Genomic DNA, 14,410 nt, shown 5'->3' with positions numbered 1-14,410 from the left:
ACACGAACGGGTGATGCGGCGAACGCGATTGCGAGGAACCTGGGAGAGAGTCGCAGCTACCGCCGGTACCTGTCAGGACCGCGTCAACAACTTGGCCGGAAGTCGTCCGCTGCGCGCACGGCCGGGTTCGTTAACCGGACGTTTCGTCGATCGCGGGTGAAGCGTCACACCCCGTTCGGCGTGCGGGAACGCCGCACGGCCCGCGCGGCGGTCGGCCGCGGCGCCGCCCACCGTCCCGCCCTTCGGACACGAGGCGCCTTTACCGACCCGATGGCCGAAATATTTCGGCGGGAACAGGACCCTCCGCGTCCGCGCCCCGGGCCGTCCGGCCGGGACCGTCGGACGCCGCCCCACCGCCCCCTCCGGGTCACGTCGACGCGTTCGCCCGGCCCGCCGTCCCGTCAGCCCGCCAGCGAGTCGCGCCAGGCGCGGTGGAGGCCCGCGTAACGGCCCTCGCCGCCGACCAGTTCGGCCGGGGCGCCGTCCTCCACGATCCGGCCCGCCTCCATCACCAGGACCCGGTCCGCGACCTCGACCGTGGACAGGCGGTGGGCGATGACCACCGCCGTGCGGCCCGCCAGGACCGTGTCCATCGCGTGCTGCACCGCCCGCTCGCCCGGCACGTCCAGCGAGCTCGTCGCCTCGTCCAGGATGAGCACCGCGGGATCCGCCAGGAGCGCCCGCGCGAAGGCCACCAACTGGCGCTGACCGGCCGAGATCCGGCCACCCCGCTTCCGTACGTCGGTGTCGTAGCCGTCCGGCAGGCCGGCGATGAACTCGTGCGCGCCGATCGCCTTCGCCGCCCGCTCGATCTCCTCCCGGGTCGCGTCCGGGCGGCCGATCGCGATGTTCTCCGCGACCGTGCCGGAGAAGAGGAACGCCTCCTGCGTCACCATCACCACACCCCGCCGCAGCTCGGGCGTCGACAGTTCCCGCAGGTCCACGCCGTCGAGCAGCACCCGGCCCTCCGTCGGGTCGTAGAAACGGGCGAGCAGCTTCGCCAGCGTCGACTTGCCCGCGCCGGTCGCCCCGACCACCGCCACCGTCTGCCCGGCCGGGATCCGCAGGGAGAAGCGGGGCAGCACCTCGCCGCCCGTCCGGTAGGCGAACCGCACCCCGTCGAAGACGACCTCCCGGCCCGGCGCCGCCCCCACCCGCTCCGGCAGCTCCCGCGGGACCTCCGCCTCCGGCACGCCCGGCTCCTGCGCGAGCAGCCCCGCGATCTTCGTGAGCGAAGCGGCCGCCGACTCGTACGAGTTGAGGAACATCCCGAGCCGGTCGATCGGGTCGTACAGCCGCCGCACGTACAGCACCGCCGCCGCGAGCACGCCCAGCTCCAGCGAACCCTCCGCGACCCGGTAGGCCCCCCACAGGCACATTCCGGCCACCGCCGTGTTCGCCACGAGGCGTGAGCCCACCACATAGCGGGCCATCTCCAGGAGCGCGTCCCCGTTGCTCCGCTCGTGCCGGTGGTTGAGCCCCGCGAACTCCGCGTCGTTCACCCGCTCCCGGCGGAAGGCCCGCACCGGCCGGATGCCGTTCATCGTCTCCGCGAACTTCACGATCACCCCGGCGATCGCCGTCGACCGCTCCGCGTACACCGCGCCCGCCCGTCGCCGGTAGCTCCGCACCAGCAGGTACAGCGGCCCGAAGGAGGCCACCGCCACCGCGCCGATCCCCAGGTCCAGCCAGAGCAGCACCAGCGAGATCGACACGAACGACAGCACCACCCCGATCAGTTCCTGGAGCCCCTCCGACAGCAGCTCCCGCAGCGACTCCACGTCCGTCGTCGACCGCGAGATCAGCCGCCCCGAGGTGTACCGCTCGTGGAAGTCCACGCTCAGCACCTGCGCGTGCCGGAAGATCCGCCCCCGCAGGTCGAGCAGCACGTCCTGGTTGATCCGCGCCGCGCCCCGCACGAAGCCGTACTGGAGCGCCCCCGCGCCCACCGCGCACAGCAGGTAGCCGACCGCCACCGCGATCAGCGGCCCGTGGTCACCGGCCCGGAAGGCCGGCACGCCCCGGTCGATCGCGTACGCCACGAGCAGCGGGCCCGCCTGGACCGCCGCCTCCTTCACCAGCAGCACCAGCGCCGCCACCGCCACCGCGAACCGGTGCCCGGCCAGCAGCGAGCGCAGCAGCGCCCCGGTCGCCCCGCGCGGCGCCGGCAGATCGTCCCGATCGAACGGATCGCCCGAGCCGGGACCCGACCCGTCCGCCCGCTCCTCCTCGTCCGCGCGCGCGAGCGTGGTCTCCGTCATCGTTCCCCGTCCCCCTCGCCGGCCATCAGCCACGCGTACTCGCCGCTGCTCCGCAGCAGTTCCTGATGGGTGCCGACCGCCGCGATCCGCCCGCCCGAGAGCAGCGCCACCCGGTCGGCCAGCATGACCGTCGACGGCCGGTGCGCCACGACCAGCGCCGTCGTCTCCTTCAGCACCTCGCGCAGGGCCGCCTCCACCCGCGCCTCCGTGTGCACGTCGAGCGCCGACAGCGGATCGTCCAGGACCAGGAAGCGCGGCCGGCCGACCACCGCCCGCGCCAGCGCGAGCCGCTGCCGCTGCCCGCCCGACAGACTCAGCCCCTGCTCGCCGACCTGCGTCCCCGCGCCCTCCGGCAGCCGGTCCACGAAACCGTCCGCCTGCGCGATCCCCAGGGCGCGCCGCAGCTCCGCCCCGCCGGCGTCCTGCCCGGCGCCCATCAGCACGTTCTCCCCGACGCTCGCCGAGAAGAGCGTCGGCTCCTCGAAGGCCACCGACACCAGCGACCGCAGCCGCTCCCGGTCCATCAGGGCGATGTCCTCGCCGTCGAGCAGGATCCGCCCGCCGGTCGCCTCGTGCAGCCGCGGGACGAGCGCGGTGAGCGTCGTCTTGCCGGACCCCGTGGCGCCGACCAGGGCGAGCGTCTCCCCGGGCCGGATGTGCAGGTCGATGCCGTCCAGGACCGGCGGCGTCCCCTCCGGGGCGTCCGGATACCGGAACGACACCCGCTCGAAGCGCACCCCGTCCGGGCCCCCGGCGGCCGGCCCGCCGCCCGCCACCGCCGTGTCCGGCTCCGCCTCCGCGTCCATCACTTCGAAGTACCGCTCGGTGGCCGTCGCCGCCTCCTGGCTCATCGCCAGGAGGAAGCCGATCGACTCCACCGGCCAGCGCAGCGCGAGCGCCGTCGACAGGAAGGCGACGAGCGTGCCCGCCGACAGGTCCCCGTCCGCGACCTGGACCGTGCCGAGGACCAGCGTCGCCCCGATCGCCAGCTCCGGCAGGATCGTGATGAGCGCCCAGATCAGCGCGAGCAGCCGCGCCTTGGCCAGCTCGGTGGAGCGCAGCAGCCGGGCGAGCTGGCGGAAGGACTCCGCCTGGCTGCGGTGCCGGCCGAAGCCCTTGACGATCCGGATGCCGAGGACGCTCTCCTCGACGACCGTCGTCAGATCGCCGACCTGGTCCTGCGCGCGGCGCGCGACGACCGCGTACCGGCTCTCGAAGAACGAGCAGAGCACCACCACCGGCACCACCGGCGTCAGCAGCACCAGGCCGAGCGACCAGTCCTGCGCGAGCAGCAGGGCGCAGCCGGCCAGCAGCGTCACCCCGTTGACCACCAGGAAGGTCAGCGGGAAGGCCAGGAACATCCGGACCAGCATCAGGTCCGTCGTCCCGCGCGAGAGCAACTGCCCGGACGCCCACCGGTCGTGGAAGGCGATCGGCAGCCGCTGGAGCCGGCCGTACAGGTCCTCCCGCATCCGCGCCTCCACCGAGGACAGCGGACGGGCCACCAGCCACCGCCGCAGCCCGAAGAGACCGGCCTCCGCGAAGCCCAGCAGCAGCAGGTACAACGCCCCCAGCCACACCCCGCCCGGGTCCCGGTCCGCGACCGGCCCGTCCACCAGCCACTTGAGCACCAGCGGAATGACGAGCGACAGACAGGAGGCGACGATCGCGACGGCGGCGGCACTGAAGAACCGCCCGCGCACGGGCCGGACGTACGGCCAGAGCCGCAACAGCACCCGCACCGCCGAACGGTCGGCGGGGCGGTCCTCGGGGGTGGCAGGTTTCTCGGGCATCAGGTCCGACCCTACGGTTCACCACTGACACGTCTCACCCGATTTTCGGACGGCCCCTCCGTGCGGTCGCCGCCGTCGTGCCTCGGTGGCCGGTCGCAACCCTCCCGCACCCGCGGTGCGGGCCATTTCGTGAGGGTTCACTCCTTTGCATGAGCCATGGGAAGGAGCGAACTATCAGGGGTTGGTCGTGGCAGCGTGCTGTGCGTGAAGATTGTTACGCGGGTGAAGTTGTTGCCGGTGTCCGCGCATGACGCGGACGCACTGGCGGCGACCCTGCGTGCCTGCAACCGGGCGGCGAACCACGCGTCCGAGGTGGCCTTCGTCAAGGACCTGAAGCGGCGGAACGTGCTGCAGAAGGAGGTGTACTTCGCCCTCAAGGCGGAGTACGACCTCGGGGCGCAGCCCGCGGTGCGGGTGGTGAAGAAGGTCTGCGACGCCTACGCCACCCTGAAGGGCAACATCAAGGCGGGGAATCTCGGCCGAGAGGGCTCGAAGCGCCGCCTGCGGGCGGAGTCGAAGCCGATCCGGTTCCGGGAGGACGCGGCGCAGCCGTTCGACGACCGCATCCTGACCTGGAACCTCGATGCCCGGACGGTGTCGATCTGGACGGTGGCCGGGCGGATCAAGCGCATCCCGTTCGTCTGCTCCCCCGAGGCGCTGAAGCTGCTGGCGTCTCGCAAGGGCGAGTCCGATCCGGTGATGCGTGACGGCATGTTCTTCCTGATCGCCACCATCGACATCCCCGAGCCGCCGGTGTCCGAGCCGTCCGGGTTCCTCGGGGTGGATCTGGGCATCGTGAACATCGCCACCACCTCGGACGGCGAGATCATGTCCGGCCGCCGACTCGACCGCTACCGCGGGCGGATGGTGAACCTGCGGGCCAAACTCCAGAAGAAGCGCACCAAGTCCGCCAAGCGGGCCCTGAAGCGCATCCGGCGCCGCGAGTCCCGTCACGCGGCGAACACCAACCACATCATCGCCAAACGGCTCGTCGCCACCGCTGAACGCACCTCGCGCGGGATCGCCCTGGAAGACCTGGGCGGCATCCGGCAGAGGGTCACGGCCGAGAAGGACCAGCGGGCACGACTGCACTCCTGGGCGTTCGCCCAGCTCGGCGCCTTCGTCGAGTACAAGGCACGACGGGCGGGGGTGCCCGTGGTCTTCGTCGACCCGCGCAACACCTCCCGGCAGTGCTCGGAGTGCAGACGCACCCACCGTACGAACAGGGTGTCCCAGGCACGGTTCGTGTGCCGCTCCTGCGGAGCGGTCCCGCACGCGGACCACAACTGTTCCCGCAACATCGCCCACCGGGGCGACGCTGTGTGGAAGCGGGGCGCGGTCAACCGCCCCGGAACCACCGCAAGGTAGTTCCGGACGCAGGGGACCACGCGACGGCCGGTCGCGCTCCACCTGCAATCACGGCCCCAGGAGACCGGGCCGAAAGGCACGGTCTCCTGGGGGCCGAGAAGTCGACCTGCTACGTGACCCTCCGCTGACCCCCGCGGGCGGTGGCCCTCACCCCACCACCCGCAGCAGCACCACCGACCGCGCCCCCACCGTGAGCACCTCCCCGCCCGGGTGGAGGGTGCCCGGGGGCGCGGTCTGGTCCTCCTCGGCGGTGTCCAGGACGCGTTCGTACGTCTGGGCCCAGGGCGGGCCGGGGAGGCGGAAGTCCAGAGGGCCGGGGCCCGCGTGGAGGACGGCGAGGAAGCTGTCGTCGAGGACCTGCTCGCCCCGCTCGTCGCGGCCCGGTATGTCGCGGCCCGACAGGTAGAGGGCGAGCGTCGCCGAGGGCGCGTACCAGTCCCGTTCGGTCATCTCGGTGCCGTCGGGGCCGAACCACGCGAGGTCCCGCAGCCCGTCCGCGCCCTGCGGCCGGCCGGAGAAGAAGGCGCGGCGGCGCAGCACCGGGTGGCGGTGGCGGAGGGCGAGCAGCCGCCGGGTGAGGGCGAGGAGCTGGGCGCGGCCGGGGTCTTCGGGGAGCGACCAGTCGAGCCAGCTGGTCTCGTTGTCCTGGCAGTACGCGTTGTTGTTGCCGCCCTGGGTGCGGCCCATCTCGTCGCCGGCGACGAGCATCGGCACCCCGGTGGAGAGCAGCAGCGTGGTGAGAAGGTTGCGCAGCTGGCGCAGCCGGAGGGCGGCGACGGCCGGGTCGTCGGTCTCGCCCTCCGCGCCGCAGTTCCAGGAGCGGTTGTCGTGGGTGCCGTCGCGGTTGCCCTCGCCGTTGGCCTCGTTGTGCTTGCGCTCGTAGGTGACGAGGTCGCGGAGCGTGAATCCGTCGTGGGCGGTGACGAAGTTGACGGAGGCGTAGGGGCGGCGGCCGCCCCAGGCGTACAGGTCGCTGGAGCCGGAGAGCCGGTAGCCGAGGTCCCGGACGTCGGGCAGCGCGCCGCGCCAGAAGTCCCGTACGGCGTCCCGGTAGCGGTCGTTCCACTCGGTCCAGAGCGGCGGGAAGGCACCGACCTGGTAGCCGCCGTTGCCGACGTCCCACGGTTCGGCGATGAGCTTGACCCGGCGCAGGACGGGGTCCTGGGCGATGACGGCGAGGAAGGGGGAGAGCATGTCGACGTCGTGCATCGAGCGGGCGAGCGCGGCCGCCAGGTCGAAGCGGAAGCCGTCGACGCCCATCTCGGTGACCCAGTACCGCAGGGAGTCGGTGATGAGCCGCAGCACCTGCGGCTGGACGACGTGGAGCGTGTTGCCGCAGCCGGTGTAGTCGGCGTACCGGCGGGCGTCCGACTGGAGCCGGTAGTAGCCGCGGTTGTCGATGCCCTTCAGCGACAGCGTGGGGCCCAGCTCGCCGGCCTCCGCCGTGTGGTTGTAGACGACGTCGAGGATCACCTCGATGCCCGCCGCGTGCAGTGCCCGCACCATCCGCTTGAACTCGCCGACCTGCTGCCCGGTGGTGCCGGACGAGGAGTAGCCGGCGTGCGGGGCGAAGTAGCCGATCGAGTTGTAGCCCCAGTAGTTGGTGAGGCCGCGCCGCAGCAGGTGGTCCTCGTGGGCGAACTGGTGCACCGGCAGCAGCTCGACCGCCGTCACCCCGAGGCGGACGAGGTGGTCGACCGCGGCCGGGTGGGCGAGCCCCGCGTAGGTGCCGCGCAGGCGCTCGGGGATGCCGGGGTGCCGGGCGGTGAAGCCCTTGACGTGCAGTTCGTAGATGACGGAGTCCTGCCAGGGCGTCTTGGGCCTGCGGTCGTCGGACCAGTCGTCGTCGTCCCGCACGACGACCCCCTTGGGCACGTACGGGGCGGAGTCCCGCTCGTCGCGGACGGTGTCGGCGACGTGCTGCTGCGGCCAGTCCCGGGCGTGTCCGTACGCCTCCGGGGGCAGCGCCGCGAAGTCGCCGTCGACGGCCCGCGCGTACGGGTCGAGGAGCAGTTTCGCGGGGTTCCAGCGGGCTCCGGTCCACGGGTCCCAGCGGCCGTGCACCCGGTAGCCGTACCGCTGCCCGGGGCCGACGCCGGGCACGAAGCCGTGCCAGATCTCGTGGGTCAGTTCGGTCAGCGGCAGCCGGGTCTCGGTGCCGTCGGGCGCGAAGAGGCAGAGCTCCACGGCCTCCGCCCCGCCCGCCCAGAGCGCGAAGTTGGTGCCCCGGGTCCCGTCCGGGCCGGTCCGGCAGCGGGCCCCGAGCGGGGTGGGCGTCCCCGGCCACACCGGGGGCGCGGTCCGTCCGGGGGCATGCTCCGGTACCGCCTGCTGTTCGGCTGCGCTCGACACCGCCCTGGCCTCCCGCGGCTCCGGCGGGGCCCGCGTGACGGGGCGGGGGCGTCCCGGCCCCGGCCCCGCGCGTCCTCCCGCACCCTCGTGTACTCCCGGTCCTCCTCCCTGTTCTGCCCGCGCCGGGGTCCGCCCAACATGGCCCGCCCGGACGTTTCCCCTGGAGGGGGGTCGTCGTTGGGCCACGCGTGACACGTGTATGGGAACGGGCCGGGCAATTCCTCGCGGTGGCGGGGCTCCTCGTGGGCCTCGCCGGCTGCACCGGATCGGACGGGGGAGGGGGCCTCGGCCTGGACCTCCCGGGCAAGGCGCGGGCCCCCGGCGACGTGATCCGGGTCAGCCCGGAGGACGGCAGCCGGGCGGTCCCCGCGGACGGGCCCCTGGAGGTACGGGTGGACAGCGGGCGGCTCGAACGGGTGAGCGTCATCCAGGTGGCGGACGGCCGCCGGGCCGCGGTGCCCGGGGCGATCGCGGCCGACGGGCTGCGCTGGCGGCCCGCCGACGGCACCCGGCTCGCGCTCGCCGCGAAGTACAGCGTGGACGCGGTGGCGCTCGACGCCCACGGGCGCCGCTCGGCCCGGCACACCACCTTCACCACGGTGGTGCCGGAGAGCCGCTTCATCGGCTACTTCACTCCGGAGAACCGTTCCACGGTCGGCGCCGGCATGATCGTTTCCTTCGGCTTCAACCGGCCGGTCGAGAACCGCGCCGCGGTGGAGCGGGCCATCCGGGTCACCGCCGACCCGCCGGTGGAGGTCGTGGGCCACTGGTTCGGCAAGGAGCGGCTCGACTTCCGACCGGCCGCGTACTGGGCGGCCGGCACGAAGGTGACGGTCGAGCTCGGCCTGCGGGACGTCGAGGGCGCCCCCGGGGTCTACGGCATCCAGCGCAAGACGGTCGGCTTCACCGTCGGCCGCTCCCAGGTCTCCCTGGTCGACGCCGCGGCCCACACCATGGAGGTGCGGCGGGACGGGCGGCTGCTCGCCACCCTGCCGATCACCGCGGGCGCCCCGAAGACCACCACGTACAACGGGAAGATGGTGGTGACCGAGCTGTACGACGTGACGCGGATGAACGGCGCCACGGTCGGCTTCGGGGGCGAGTACGACATCAAGGACGTGCCGCACGCCATGCGGCTCACCGAGTCGGGCACCTTCATCCACGGCAACTACTGGGCCGACGCGTCCACCTTCGGCTCGGCCAACGTCAGCCACGGCTGCGTGGGGCTGCGGGACGTGAAGGGCGGTGGCGCCGACACCCCGGCGGGGTGGTTCTTCGACCGGAGCCTCGTCGGCGACGTCGTCGAGGTGGTCAACTCCCGGGACCGGAAGGTCGCTCCGGACAACGGCCTGGGCGGCTGGAACATGGACTGGGAGGAGTGGAAGAAGGGCTCCGCGCTCCGCTGACCCGGCCCCGTTCCCCGGGCCGGACGCGGGCCGCTCCCCGCCCGCCTCCGGACGCGTCCCAACTGGGACTGAACGGTGACATTCACGTGGAACTTTCGTGTCGTCCGGTGTGATTATCTAACGCCGTGCGCGGGACGTGCGCACAGGGGGTGGGGCCCGGCCGGCGGCCGGGCCGTGCGAGGGGAGAAGACCATAGTGAACGGGCAGCCGATATCGGGGACGCCGGCACGGCGGCGGGGCGTCCGGCTCGGAGCACTGGCCGCGGGGGCGCTGATGGTGGTCCTCACCGCCTGCGGCGGCGGGGAGCCCGCCGAGACCGCGCCCGACGGGGGGAAGGCCGAGCTCCCGGGGCGCGCCGCCCCCGACAACGCCGCCTCCCAGGCGGTCGTCACGGTCCTGCCGAAGGACGGCGCCGACGCGGTCGCCACCAGCGGGGCCCTGAAGGTCACCGCCGGGCAGGGCAAGCTGACCACCGTGACCGTCGCCGACTCCAAGGGCACCGCGGTCGAGGGCAAGATCTCCGCCGACGGCTCCAGCTGGGAGCCGCTGGCCCACCTGTCGGCCGGCACCCAGTACAAGGTCCACGCGGTCGCGAAGGACGCCGAGGGCCGGGAGTCCGCGAAGGACACCACCTTCACCACGCTGACCCCGAAGAACACCTTCATCGGCCACTACACGCCGGAGGCCGACACGACCGTCGGCGTCGGCATGCCGGTCTCCATCAACTTCACCCGGGGCATCACCGACCCGGAGGCCGTGGAGAAGGCCATCAAGGTGACGGCCGAGCCGGCCGTCGAGATCGAGGGCCACTGGTTCGGCAACGACCGCCTCGACTTCCGCCCCGAGCAGTACTGGAAGGCGGGGACGAAGGTCACCGTCGAGCTGAACCTGGACGGCGTCGAGGGCCGTCCGGGCGTCTACGGCAAGCAGAAGAAGACGTACTCCTTCACGATCGGCCGCCGCCAGGTCTCCACGGTCGACGCGAGCGCCAAGACGATGAAGGTCGAGCGCGACGGGAAGATCATCAAGACGCTCCCGATCACCGCGGGCGCCCCGTCCACGACCACCTACAACGGCCAGATGGTCATCAGCGAGAAGTACAAGGTGACCCGCATGAACGGGGCCACCGTCGGCTTCGGCGGCGAGTACGACATCAAGGACGTGCCGCACGCCATGCGCCTGTCCACCTCCGGCACCTTCGTGCACGGCAACTACTGGGCCCCGAAGTCCACCTTCGGCTCCCAGAACGTCAGCCACGGCTGCGTCGGCCTCTCGGACACCCGGGGCGCGGGCGACAGCTCCACCCCGGCCGCCTGGTTCTTCGACCGTTCGATCATCGGTGACGTCGTCGTCGTGAAGAACTCCAAGGACAAGCAGATCAAGCCGGAGAACGGCCTGAACGGCTGGAACATGAGCTGGGCGGAGTGGACCGCGTAGGCCCGCTCCCGCGACGGGGCCCGGTGCTGTGAGCAACAGCACCGGGCCCCCCGGCGTTAACGGCCACTAACCTTCCCTCCATGACTGTGAACCTCGAAGTCGCCGACGGCGTCGGCACGATCCGCCTCGACCGCCCGCCGATGAACGCGCTCGACATCGCCACCCAGGACCGGCTGCGCGAGCTGGCCCAGGAGGCCACCGACCGCGACGACGTGCGGGCCGTGGTCCTCTACGGCGGCGAGAAGGTCTTCGCGGCCGGCGCGGACATCAAGGAGATGCAGGTCATGGACCACGTGGCCATGGTCGAGCGGTCGCGCGCCCTCCAGGACTCCTTCACCGCCGTCGCCCGCATCCCCAAGCCGGTCGTCGCCGCGATCACCGGCTACGCCCTCGGCGGCGGCTGCGAGCTCGCGCTCTGCGCCGACTACCGGATCGCCGCCGACAACGCCAAGCTCGGCCAGCCCGAGATCCTGCTCGGCCTGATCCCCGGCGCCGGCGGCACCCAGCGGCTGTCCCGGCTCGTCGGCCCCTCCCGGGCCAAGGACCTCATCTTCACCGGCCGGATGGTGAAGGCCGACGAGGCCCTCACGCTCGGTCTGGTCGACCGGGTCGTCCCGGCCGCCGAGGTGTACGAGCAGGCGCACGCCTGGGCCGCGAAGCTCGCCCAGGGCCCGGCGGTGGCGCTGCGCGCCGCCAAGGAGGCGATCGACCAGGGCCTGGAGGCCGACATCGACACCGGCCTCGCCCTCGAACGGACCTGGTTCTCCGCGCTGTTCGCCACCGCCGACCGCGAGACCGGCATGCGCAGCTTCGTCGAAGAGGGCCCGGGCAAGGCGAAGTTCGCCTGACCTCCGCCGGACGGCCCGTCAGCCGACGGGCCGTCACGGCGACACGCCGTCCCGCGGGGGCCATTCCACCGGAACGGCCCCCGCGGGCCGTCTCCTGCGGCCATCATGGAGGGCATGGCGGGCCTGGAGAGCAGGGAACAACCACGGCAGGGCGGCGTGCCCGCCGCCCGGTGGACACCGACCCTGGAGGACGAAGAGGCCCTCGCGGCGATGGACCGGTACGGCAATCCGGCGGAGACCGACGTGCGGCTGCCGTCGCTCCCGGAGTCGGCGAGGATCGCCCGCCGGATGACCCAGTACGTGGTGCTCCGCCAGTGGGGGCTCGGCCCGAACCTCGCCGAGCACGCCGTCCTGCTGGTCTCCGAACTCGTCGGCAACGCGGTCCGGCACACCGGTGCCCGCGTCTTCGTGCTGCGCGCCCAGCGCCGCCCCGGCCGGATCCGGATCGAGGTGCGCGACCCCTCGCGCGGGCTGCCCTGCCTCATGCCGGTGGCCGAGCTCGACGTCAGCGGCCGGGGCCTCTTCCTCGTCGACAAGCTCTCCGACCGCTGGGGAGCGGACCTCGGGCCGCGCGGCAAGACCACCTGGTTCGAGATGCGGGTCACCGACCGCTGACCGGCCCCGGACGCACGGAAGCCCCCGTGCGCCGTGGTGGGGTCGCGTGGGGGCTTCCGTGTGATGCGCCGTGGACGGGGGGGTGTATCCACGGCCGCAGAGGCGACCTTGCCCGGGTCAATGGGGGTCGTGTCACCGACTATGACAGACGGCAGGCCACTCCGCCAAGCGCCCATATCGCTGTCAATGTGGACATCTAGGCACGTTTTAACTGTGAATCGTTGGTGACGTGCGGCACTCACCTTGCAAACCATGAATGACTATGCGGTTCATCGGTTGTTTCCCTCGATCATCCACATAGTGGACGGCCGGGCGTGCCCTAGGACGCGGTGAGGAGCGCCTCCGAGGCCACCGGCCGGTACCCCGCCGCCTGGAAGGTCCGCACGCTCCGCGCGTTGCCCGGCGACTGCTGCGCCCACACCACGGGATCCGGCGTCAGGTGCCGCGCCGCCGTCGCCAGCGCCCGGCCCAGACCCAGGTGCCGCGCCGCCTCGTCCACCTCGATCGCCGCCTCCGTCCGCCCGGCGACGCCGCGCCCCAGGACCAGCACCCCGCCGTCCGCCGCCCACACCCGTACGTCGTCCCGGTACTTCAGGGCCCGCGCCACCCGGGGGTGCTCCGGGTCCTCGATCTCCCGCAGCGTCACCGGCGGCGGGCCCGGCAGGGCGTCCGCGACCGTCAGCAGGTCGATGGTGTTCATCCGCCGGCCGGTCCTGGCCATCAGCCGCACCAGGAAGCCGGGGTTCATGCTCGCCGCCAGCGGGTCGCCGCCGGTCGCGGCCAGCTCCGCCCGCACCCATTCCGGATCGACGTCCGCGAAGACCACCGAGTGGGCCGTGAAGGCCAGCACCCCCGCGTCCCGCTCGTCCGGCTGCGGGACCACCGTCGTGCGGCCGTCCGTCGCCGGGAACTCCCCGCGCGCCGCGGCCTCCAGGATCCGTGTCACGTCCGTGCTCATACCGCCATCATCGGACACCCGCACGGCCAGCTAATCTGACCCCCGTCATAACAGCACCGAGAAGGGGCGGAAGCAGTGGCGGACATCGAGTCGGCACGGACGGCATTCAACCGGTACGACGTGGACGGGGACGGCTTCATCACCGCCGCGGAGTACAAGAGCGTCATGGCCCAGCTGGGCGACTTCAACGTCACCGAGACGGTGGCCGAGGCCCTCATCAAGCAGCGCGACGACAACGGCGACGGCCAGCTGTCGTGGGACGAGTTCTGGGCCCACCTGAACAAGGCCTGACCCCGGCCCGACCGGTCACGGGACGGGGCGGCGCCCACCCTGAGTTGCCGCCCCTCCCGGGCTCGGTGACGATCGTCCGGTGACGCTTCCCGGACCCTTCGGCACCTCCGGCCGCCGAGGCGCGGCGGCCCTCGCCGCCGCCGTCCTCGGCGTCCTCGCCGTCGCCGTCCTCGGCGCGGGCCTCGCCCGGGCGGGCACCGGCGAACTGCGCATACCCGCGGCCGGAACCACCACCCTGCTCCGGCTCCTCCTCCTGACCGGCCTCGCCGTCGCCGTCGGCGAACTCGCCGGCCGCCGGATCGCCGGCCGGGGGCCCCTGCCGCGCTCCCTCGCCGTCCCCGGCGCCCTCCTCGCCGCGGGCGCCGCCGCCGGCCTCCTGCTGCTCCTCGCCGCCGTCAGCGGCCTCAGCCTCCCCGTCGTCTACGGGCTCCGCGAGGGCCGGCTGCTGCTCGTCACCGCCAACGCCTGCCTCCTCGCCGCCGTCTGCGCCGCCTCCCGGCGCCCCGGCCTCGCCGCCCTCCCGCTCGCCGCCGCGATCGCCGCCGAGGCGCTGCGCGCCCACCCCGAGACCGCCGGCTTCGGCGTCGGCACCGCGCTCACCGTCGTCCACCTGACCGCCGCCTCGCTCTGGACCGGCACCCTGCTGTACGTCCTGCGGGTCCTGCGGCCGCGCGGCGGGGGCGGCCGGGCGGTGCTCCTGCGGTACGCCCGGATGGCGGCCTGCGTCTACGCGGCCCTGGCCGTCACCGGCACCGTCTCCACCCTGCGGCGCCTCCCCCTGGAGATGGTGTTCGCCACCGCGTACGGCAGGGTCCTGCTGGTGAAGCTCGCCCTCTTCGGCGGCGCCAGCCTGCTGGCCCTGGCGGCCCGCTCCCGGCTGCGCTCCGGCGCCGACGCGGCCCCTCCGGCCCGCGTGGAGCTCGCCGTCCTCGCCGTGGTCGTGGCCCTCTCCGCCCTCCTCACGGTGGTCCCGGATCCGCACTGGCTGCGGCACTGACCACCGGGCCACGACGGCGAGAACCGGCCGTTCCCGGAGTTCCCGGCCATCCGTGCCGGGATTGGCCTAGACCTATTGCCCGGC

At 73.1% G+C, this 14,410-nt stretch carries 11 protein-coding genes; 7 read left to right on the top strand and 4 right to left on the bottom strand.

The features are described from left to right. Positions 1–401: 401 nt before the first annotated feature. Positions 402–2,261, bottom strand: a complete 1,860-nt coding sequence (locus IE245_RS37930) for an ABC transporter ATP-binding protein (RefSeq protein ID WP_189946972.1) — start codon at positions 2,259–2,261, stop codon at positions 402–404. Further along, positions 2,258–4,054 carry an ABC transporter ATP-binding protein gene (locus IE245_RS37925; protein ID WP_189946971.1) on the bottom strand — a complete coding sequence of 599 codons (1,797 nt, stop codon included), beginning with the start codon at positions 4,052–4,054 and terminating at the stop codon, positions 2,258–2,260. Before IE245_RS37925 ends, IE245_RS37930 begins: the two co-directional genes overlap by 4 nt. 156 nt (positions 4,055–4,210) lie before the next feature. Between IE245_RS37925 and IE245_RS12945 the strand changes: the two genes are divergently transcribed. Further along, complete coding sequence (locus tag IE245_RS12945; protein ID WP_229851255.1) at positions 4,211–5,422, top strand: RNA-guided endonuclease InsQ/TnpB family protein; 1,212 nt, start codon at positions 4,211–4,213, stop codon at positions 5,420–5,422. 147 nt (positions 5,423–5,569) lie between these two features. Here IE245_RS12945 and glgX read toward each other — a convergent pair whose 3' ends face one another. Further along, positions 5,570–7,774, bottom strand: coding sequence for a glycogen debranching protein GlgX (gene glgX / locus IE245_RS12940; RefSeq protein WP_189946969.1), 2,205 nt, complete (start codon positions 7,772–7,774; stop codon positions 5,570–5,572). Positions 7,775–7,962: 188 nt separating this feature from the next. Here glgX and IE245_RS12935 point away from each other — a divergent pair, with 188 nt between their 5' ends. The 4 genes from IE245_RS12935 to IE245_RS12920 all read left to right on the top strand — a co-directional run bounded on the left by IE245_RS12935 (position 7,963) and on the right by IE245_RS12920 (position 12,080). Beyond that, positions 7,963–9,180, top strand: coding sequence for a L,D-transpeptidase (locus IE245_RS12935; protein WP_189946968.1), 1,218 nt, complete (start codon positions 7,963–7,965; stop codon positions 9,178–9,180). A 195-nt stretch (positions 9,181–9,375) separates the two neighbouring features. Beyond that, positions 9,376–10,617, top strand: a complete 1,242-nt coding sequence (locus IE245_RS12930) for an Ig-like domain-containing protein (protein ID WP_189946967.1) — start codon at positions 9,376–9,378, stop codon at positions 10,615–10,617. Between the two features lie 80 nt (positions 10,618–10,697). Further along, complete coding sequence (locus IE245_RS12925) at positions 10,698–11,465, top strand: enoyl-CoA hydratase/isomerase family protein (RefSeq protein ID WP_189946966.1); 768 nt, start codon at positions 10,698–10,700, stop codon at positions 11,463–11,465. 114 nt (positions 11,466–11,579) lie between these two features. Then, on the top strand, positions 11,580–12,080 hold the full coding sequence (locus IE245_RS12920; RefSeq protein WP_189946965.1) for an ATP-binding protein: 501 nt from the start codon (positions 11,580–11,582) through the stop codon (positions 12,078–12,080). 319 nt (positions 12,081–12,399) lie between these two features. On the opposite strand, the gene IE245_RS12915 is transcribed toward IE245_RS12920, so the two are convergent. Continuing rightward, on the bottom strand, positions 12,400–13,038 hold the full coding sequence (locus tag IE245_RS12915; RefSeq protein WP_189946964.1) for a GNAT family N-acetyltransferase: 639 nt from the start codon (positions 13,036–13,038) through the stop codon (positions 12,400–12,402). 75 nt (positions 13,039–13,113) lie between these two features. Here IE245_RS12915 and IE245_RS12910 point away from each other — a divergent pair, with 75 nt between their 5' ends. Beyond that, complete coding sequence (locus IE245_RS12910) at positions 13,114–13,329, top strand: EF-hand domain-containing protein (RefSeq protein ID WP_169086627.1); 216 nt, start codon at positions 13,114–13,116, stop codon at positions 13,327–13,329. Positions 13,330–13,408: 79 nt separating this feature from the next. Further along, a complete protein-coding gene (locus tag IE245_RS12905; RefSeq protein ID WP_189946963.1) occupies positions 13,409–14,326 on the top strand; it encodes a CopD family protein in 918 nt (305 codons plus the stop codon). The last annotated feature ends 84 nt before the right edge of the window (positions 14,327–14,410 follow it).

The sequence above is a fragment of the Streptomyces roseolus genome (assembly GCF_014649855.1).
Lineage (GTDB): Bacteria > Actinomycetota > Actinomycetes > Streptomycetales > Streptomycetaceae > Streptomyces > Streptomyces roseolus.
Note: the sequence above shows the minus strand (reverse complement) of the source record. Positions and strands in the feature narration are given on the sequence as shown.

Bases quoted from the DNA above. Each gene is read 5' to 3' on its own strand.
- IE245_RS37930 (WP_189946972.1), bottom strand. From the start codon at position 2,261: ATGACGGAGACCACGCTCGCGCGCGCGGACGAGGAGGAGCGGGCGGAC.
- IE245_RS37925 (WP_189946971.1), bottom strand. From the start codon at position 4,054: ATGCCCGAGAAACCTGCCACCCCCGAGGACCGCCCCGCCGACCGTTCG.
- IE245_RS12945 (WP_229851255.1), top strand. From the start codon at position 4,211: ATGGGAAGGAGCGAACTATCAGGGGTTGGTCGTGGCAGCGTGCTGTGC.
- IE245_RS12925 (WP_189946966.1), top strand. From the start codon at position 10,698: ATGACTGTGAACCTCGAAGTCGCCGACGGCGTCGGCACGATCCGCCTC.
- IE245_RS12920 (WP_189946965.1), top strand. From the start codon at position 11,580: ATGGCGGGCCTGGAGAGCAGGGAACAACCACGGCAGGGCGGCGTGCCC.
- IE245_RS12915 (WP_189946964.1), bottom strand. From the start codon at position 13,038: ATGAGCACGGACGTGACACGGATCCTGGAGGCCGCGGCGCGCGGGGAG.